The organism is Nostoc sp. 2RC (genome assembly GCF_014222165.1).
GTDB classification, from domain to species: domain Bacteria; phylum Cyanobacteriota; class Cyanobacteriia; order Cyanobacteriales; family Nostocaceae; genus Nostoc; species Nostoc linckia.
The window spans coordinates 1-7,110 of sequence record NZ_JACKZU010000405.1 but is presented as its reverse complement, the minus strand read 5'-3'; the positions used below and the strand labels follow the sequence as shown (position 1 = coordinate 7,110).

Annotated in this window: 5 protein-coding genes; 2 read left to right on the top strand and 3 right to left on the bottom strand. The window is 42.8% G+C overall.

Features of this window, described 5'->3' with window-relative positions:
* Positions 1 to 124: 124 nt before the first annotated feature.
* The 3 genes from kdpC to kdpA all read right to left on the bottom strand — a co-directional run bounded on the left by kdpC (position 125) and on the right by kdpA (position 4,897).
* The gene (gene kdpC, locus GNE10_RS29880; RefSeq protein ID WP_185569379.1) at positions 125 to 724 is read right to left on the bottom strand and encodes a K(+)-transporting ATPase subunit C; all 600 of its coding nucleotides are present in this window, start codon (positions 722 to 724) and stop codon (positions 125 to 127) included.
* Between the two features lie 322 nt (positions 725 to 1,046).
* Positions 1,047 to 3,152, bottom strand: a complete 2,106-nt coding sequence (gene kdpB, locus GNE10_RS29875; RefSeq protein WP_185569377.1) for a potassium-transporting ATPase subunit KdpB — start codon at positions 3,150 to 3,152, stop codon at positions 1,047 to 1,049.
* 59 nt (positions 3,153 to 3,211) lie between these two features.
* Entirely contained in the window at positions 3,212 to 4,897 is a 1,686-nt protein-coding gene (gene kdpA / locus GNE10_RS29870) for a potassium-transporting ATPase subunit KdpA (protein WP_185569375.1), read from the bottom strand.
* Between the two features lie 437 nt (positions 4,898 to 5,334).
* Between kdpA and GNE10_RS29865 the strand changes: the two genes are divergently transcribed.
* A complete protein-coding gene (locus GNE10_RS29865) occupies positions 5,335 to 5,853 on the top strand; it encodes a DUF29 family protein (RefSeq protein ID WP_185569373.1) in 519 nt (172 codons plus the stop codon).
* 213 nt (positions 5,854 to 6,066) lie between these two features.
* Positions 6,067 to 6,900 (top strand): dienelactone hydrolase family protein, encoded by an 834-nt coding sequence (locus tag GNE10_RS29860; protein WP_185569371.1) that lies wholly within the window; start codon positions 6,067 to 6,069, stop codon positions 6,898 to 6,900.
* Positions 6,901 to 7,110: the final 210 nt, after the last annotated feature.

The following is a 7,110-nucleotide window of genomic DNA, read 5'->3' as shown; positions in this document are numbered from 1 at the left end:
GGGGAAAAATTTCTTCACCATCCTCCCACACCTCCCACACCTCCCACACCTCCCACACCTCCCACACCTCCCACACTTCCTAGAAAGCCTCATGCCCCATGCCCAATGCCCCATGACCAATTTACTAATTTTGCTGACGATTAAGATCTTGCAGGTCGAGAGCATAATTTAATCTCAGGACGTTGACGCCTGGTTCGCCAAAAATCCATAAAAATCTGTCGTCAGTATACTTATTAATTAGACGTAAAATTTCGTCTTCTGCTACTCCACGGGCACGGGCTACTCGTTCTAATTGCTGGCGTGCTGCTTTGAAGGAAATATGGGGATCTAAACCAGAACCAGAGGTGTAAATAATATCAGCGATCGGTTGCAGATTTTCGTCTCGCAATTGATTTGACTGCTCTACAATCCGATTTAGTAGCTCTGGATTACTAGGAGCAAGATTGCTGGCTCCAGATATGCCAGTGGGTCTGGCTTTTCTTCCTTGGCTGTATCTCACTATACTGGGTCGAGAATAGAAATATCGCTCAGATGTGAAAGTTTGACCAATCAAAGCTGAACCAATTGGTTCGTTATTTAAATTCAGCATAATACTGCCGTTAGCTTGGTAGGGGAAGAAAACTTGACCCACTACAAGGATTACCAGAGGATAAACCAGCGCAGTCAACAACCAAAGCATGAGGGTGATGAAAATTGCTCTGATTGTTTCTCGAATAATAGCCATAATAAATTTTCTACTTGCTCCTAAAATTAACTTTTAATTTTTAATTTTTAATTCTTTTACCAAATAGAATGCTGTCAACAGCATAAATTATTGTGAGAACTACCACATTCAACCACAGCATTCTAAAAATAGCGAGTCTTAGATGTTAGAGAACTCCTATAAATAAAAACTAGTGCTTGAAGTTGGTGACTGATGACTAGACTTGTTGCATAAGTCGCGAAAAGGTTAAGAGGAAAGGGGGAAAGGTTTTGTGTTTTCCCTTTCCCCTTTAACCTTTACCCTTTTCCCATCTCTTTTTCCAGCATCTGTACTTTTGCTGTTACTAAGCTAACCCAACAACTGTAATGAGTATATCTATCAACTTAATGGCGATAAATGGCGCTATTACTCCACCTAAACCATAAATTAAGATGTTGCGTTGCAATAGTTGATTAGCTGTTAGAGGTTTAAACTGTACACCCCTCAATGCTAGGGGAATCAAAGCTGGAATAATCAAAGCATTATAAATCAGTGCCGATAACACAGCAGAATTTGGGCTAGTTAAATTCATAATATTTAGACTTTGGAGGTTAGCAGCCACAAAGATTACTGGAATAATCGCAAAGTATTTAGCAACATCATTAGCGATGGAAAATGTGGTCAATGCGCCGCGAGTAATCAGCAATTGTTTACCAATGCTGACAATATCGATTAATTTTGTGGGATCGGAGTCCAAATCTACCATGTTGGCGGCTTCTTTTGCGGCTTGGGTTCCTGTGTTCATTGCCACGCCGACGTTTGCTTGAGCTAATGCAGGAGCATCGTTAGTTCCGTCTCCTGTCATGGCGACTATTTTGCCTGCGGTTTGTTCTTGTTGAATGACGTTGATTTTGTCTTCTGGTGTGGCTTCGGCGATGAAGTCATCCACCCCGGCTTCTTTGGCAATGACGGAGGCTGTAATTCGGTTATCCCCTGTTAGCATGACGGTGCGAACTCCCATACGGCGGAGTGCAAGAAAGCGATCGCGGATACCAGGTTTTACAATATCTTTCAGATAAATAACTCCGTAGATTTCGTTATCTAAGCTCACTGCTAGGGGTGTACCTCCCAACAATGAAACCCGTTCGTAGGCTGCATCTAATTCTGGAGTATCGCGTCCGTTGCGGGAACGAACAAATCCTTTAATGGCTCCCACTGCTCCCTTTCTGGCTTCGTGTCCACCGGGTAAGTTTGTACCACTCATGCGTGTTTTCGCAGAAAAATCAATTCCTTGGGCTTGACTAGAGTCAAAATCAAATCTTGCGCCTAACTTTTCCGCGAGTCGCACAATGGATTTGCCTTCTGGGGTATCATCAAATACACTAGCTGCCCAGGCAACACTGGCGATTTCCGCCATCGTATGATCGTTGATGGGGATAAATTCCTCTGCCAAACGGTTGCCAAGGGTAATTGTACCCGTCTTATCGAGAACCAGAGTGTTGACATCACCAGAAGCTTCTACGGCTCGTCCTGAGGTGGCAATGACGTTAAATTGCGCGACTCGATCCATACCGGCAATGCCGATGGTACTCAGTAATCCACCGATGGTGGTGGGGATCAATGCCACTAATAGGGCAATCAAAACTGGGACGCTAACAGGACTATCGACATAGTAGGCAAGTGCTGGCAAAGTGGCCACAACAAACAAAAATATTAAGCTGAGAACAGCCAATAATACCGTCAAAGCAATTTCATTTGGTGTTTTGCTGCGTTGCGCGCCTTCCACTAAGGCAATCATCCGGTCAATAAAGCCTTTACCTGGGTCAGATGTAATGCGGATAATCAATTCATCGGAGATAATTCGCGTTCCACCTGTGACGGAACTGGCAACATCAGAACCCGATTCTTTTAATACTGGTGCGGATTCCCCAGTAATTGCCGATTCATCCACAGAGGCCACCCCCATGATCACTTCACCATCAGCGGGTATAATATCGCCAGCAACTACGTAGATGGTATCACCTTGTTGCAGGCTAGTGGATGAAACTTCACTCACTGTGCCATCAGCAGCGAGTTTTTTAGCAATCGTCTCTGATTTTGTAGACCGCAAGGCATCAGCTTGAGCTTTTCCTCGTCCTTCGGCTATGGCTTCGGCAAAATTGGCAAACCAAACTGTAAAAAATAAAATCCCTGATAACAAACCATTAAACAGTTGCGGGTTCTTTTGGTTAGTTGGGCCAAATAAGTTGGGATCGACGGTTACCAATATAGTGACCATCGTCCCCACCCAAACCAAAAACATCACTGGATTTTTAATTGCATACTTAGGGTTGAGTTTAATAAAAGCATCTCGCACTGCTCTTAAGTACAACCACTTAGTATTTACTCTAGCTTTTTTACGTGCTTGGCGGCGATCGCCAGGACGAGAATTTGGGCGTCTAGCTTTGGAGGTAGTTGCCGCTTTATTCATAAACTTAAAAATGAGGAGTTGGGAGTTAGGAGTTAGGAGTTATTAACTCCTAAGTGAATCTAGCTACCAGAGGCTAGTTGCAAACCTTCGGCTATGGGCCCTAAAGCTAGAACCGGAAAGAAAGTCAAGACTCCCAAAATCAGGGTTACTCCAGCAGCGATGCCCATAAATACCCAAGAATCAGTTCTCAGGGTACCGGGAGTTTCTTGTACTTGTTGTTTGCGAGACATGCCGTCTGCTAACAGGAGGATGGCAAACATGGGGATGTAGCGTCCTACTATCAAGCTAAATAAAGTACTTATGTTCCACCAAAGGCTATTATCTTTCAATCCTTCTAAGCCAGAACCATTATTTGCCCCGGCTGAGGCAAATTCATAAACTACTTGGGAAATGCCGTGATAGCCAGGATTGCTAATTCCAGATAGGGAAATTGGATAAGCTAAGGCAATGGCGCTAGGAATTAAAACTACAATTGGGTGAATTAACAGCACTAGGCTGGCAAGGACGATTTCTCGTTTTTCAATTTTGCGCCCTAAAAATTCTGGGGTGCGTCCCACCATTAACCCAGTGAGAAAAACGGTGAGAATTAAGTAAATAAATAAGTAAGCTGTTCCAGTTCCTTGACCACCCCAGATAACTTGGATAAATAAGTTAAAAAGAGTGGAAAATATTCCCTGTGGCATTAGGGAATCGTGCATTCCGTTCACAGCACCACACATGGTGGCGGTGGTCATCACTGCCCACAATGCCGTTTGCGCCCAACCAAATCTAACTTCCTTACCCTCTAAACTCGGCTGTTCTAGTCCAATGGTTCTGTTTACCAGGGGATTACCTTGCAGTTCTCCGATGGCTGTAACTCCAACCAAAAATACAAAAACCCCAAACACCATCCAAAAAAGCAACCATGCTTGTTTGATGTTATTAGCAAACACGCCATAAGTGTAAATCAAGGCTGCTGGGATGGCAATCATGGCGATCGCTTCAATTAAATTAGAAGCGCCATTGGGATTTTCAAAGGGATGGGCAGAATTTGTGCCAAAAAAGCCACCGCCATTTTCCCCCAACATTTTAATGGCCTCAAAGGATGCCACCGGGCCTCTGGCAATGTACTGGGTTCCTCCTTCTAAGGTTGTCACATCCATTGTCTTAGCTAATGTTTGCGGTACACCCACTAAAACTAAGGCGATGGCGGCAACAATTGATATTGGTAGTAATATTCGTGTAATGGCACGGGTAATATCTACGTAAAAGTTACCTAGTCTTCTGCCCGTCAACCCCCGAATAAAGGCAATTCCCACCGCTAAGCCAGTGGCTGCGGAGGCAAACATTAAAAAGCCTAAAGCGGATACCTGACTAAAATAACTTAAGGTTGTCTCACCAGCATAGTGTTGCTGGTCGGTATTCGTTAAAAAGGAAATTGTCGTGTGCAGCAATATATCCCAATTCGGCCTACCAAAACCACTAGGATTCCAAGGTAAAAATTTCTGAAAATACAGCAGTAAATACACTGAAATACCCATTATCAGATTTGTGCATATTACAGCCCGGATATACTGCCAGCCCGTCATATCATCTTTTGTGCGGACACCTGCTAGTACATATATACTTCGCTCTATTGGGTTCATTAAGAAATCAAGTAGCGTTCTTTCTCCCAAGAAAACACGTGCTATGTATCTTCCAAAGACCGGAGTAATCGCTACAACTATACACAGCGTTAAGGCGATTTGCAAAAAACCTTGTCCCATATATTTTGCGCTCTATATAAATTAAGTGCTATCAAGCTAATCTCTAAAAATAACAGATTGACTGTTGGTTCTCTGATTGCCTGTGGCTTGGCGATATTTTATAGCAGTATGCTTTGATTTTTGAAGTTATTTGTTTAAGACACTCCCCTGCCTGACTAACTATCGCTAGCCTGCGGCAACGCCTAACGGCGAACGCTCACTTAGTCGTAAAGGCAGGGGATTTTTGCGTAAGTCCTAATTTTATGTTAAGAATATTGAAATTTTCTTGTTTTGATTTATTAAAAAATATCAGGGGTGACTTATGGTGTAGCGTAACGCACTTAAATCGTTAAACGGTGCGTTAGCCTTTGGCGTAACACACCCTACTGGCGTGGCAAGGCTAAAATAGTGCATTGTTATATTGAAATAAGCATGATGAATTTTTGAGGTTAATCAAAATGACACAAGAATTAATAGACCTCAGAACTTGTATCTTAGAAGGACGTTATACAGATGCCTTGGCAATGGTAGATGAATTAGAGGGCATGAGTAAACAAGCTATTCTGCGTAATATACAAGCTTATTTGAGAATTTTATTAATTCATTTAATTAAAAACCAACTAGAGCAGAAATTAACAAATTCTTGGGTAGCTTCTATTCGCAATTCAGTTTTAGAAATAAAAAAACTTAATCTTAAAGAAAATAAAAAGTCTTACTATCTAAATTTAGAAGAATGGGATTCTCATCTAGAAGATGAAATAGAAGTAGCTGTGCGTGATGCCAGTGTGGAAGTAATGAATGGAATATATAATGAATTTCAACTGATTGAAATGGTAGATAGAAAACAAATTATTCAGGCTGCTTTGAAATTTTTGACATTAACTTATTCTTATTCAGCCAAAGAATTACCAGCAGTTGTGGCTGAAACTTTAACTGAGTTACCAGGTGGAGAAGATTGGAAAGTCGGTAGGCAGTGAAAAATGACACAGGAATTAATCGACTTGAAAACTTGTATTTTAGAAGGACGAATCAGGCGATCGCTATTGATTTATCAGTGTAAGTTACTCAAAATACTAAAGTAGGAAATATAGTCAATATTCCGGTATGCTGATTGCCAAAGTGTAGTATTTATTTTATATTACTCTACGGATACGCAAACAAAGAAGTTTTCGCCAATTCAAGGTAGAGATATGAGAGAAATAACTCGCCGCAAATTTATCGCCACAGCCACCTTGGCGACGGGTTTTGCCTTGGCAGTGCAACCCATTTCTGCCGGAGTCATCACCACTGATACCAAGGGATTAACAGCCGGTGCAGTGAAAATTCCTGTCAAGGATGGCGAAATTCCTGCTTATAGAGCAGTACCCGCCACTGGTGAAAATTTCCCAATTGTTTTAGTAATTCAAGAAATCTTTGGCGTACACGAACACATTCAGGATGTCACTCGCCGCTTTGCCAAGTTAGGATATTTAGCCATCGCTCCAGAATTGTTTGTTCGTCAAGGTGATGTTTCAAAATTAAGCAATATTGACGAAATTCGCTCTGTTGTTGCCAAAGTACCAGATGCCCAAGTGTTATCCGACCTCGACGCCACAGTAGACTGGGCTGTGAAATCAGCTAAGGGTAATGCCGATAAATTGGGAATTACAGGCTTCTGTTGGGGTGGGCGCATCACTTGGCTGTACGCTGCACACAATCCCAAGGTGAAAGCGGGTGTAGCATGGTACGGGCGACTCGTAGGTGATGCTACTAAACTTCAGCCAAAGTACCCCGTTGATATTGCATCAAAACTTACAGTTCCCGTTCTCGGACTTTATGGCGGCCAGGATACGGGTATTCCTTTAGATACAGTAGAGCAAATGCGCGATCGCCTCAAGTCAAGCAGTAGCAAATCTGAAATCATTGTCTACCCAGATGCACCCCACGCCTTTTTTGCCGATTATCGTCCTTCCTACCGCGAAAAACAAGCAAAGGAAGGCTGGCAGCGCCTTTTGACTTGGTTCAAGGAAAATGGAGTGCAATAAGCCACAACATATTAGACAAGAGTGCAAAAGTGTTTTTTGTACTCTGGGGAAAGGGAAAAGGTTAATGATTCGACCCTTCTCTACGAGAGGCTTCTCTACGAGAGGCTTCGCCAACGCCAACGACAAAGCTCAGGGTAGGCAAGCTCACCAACCGGGAAAAGGGAAAATACCAAACCTTTCCCCCTTCCCCCTTCCCCCTTCCCCTTTCCC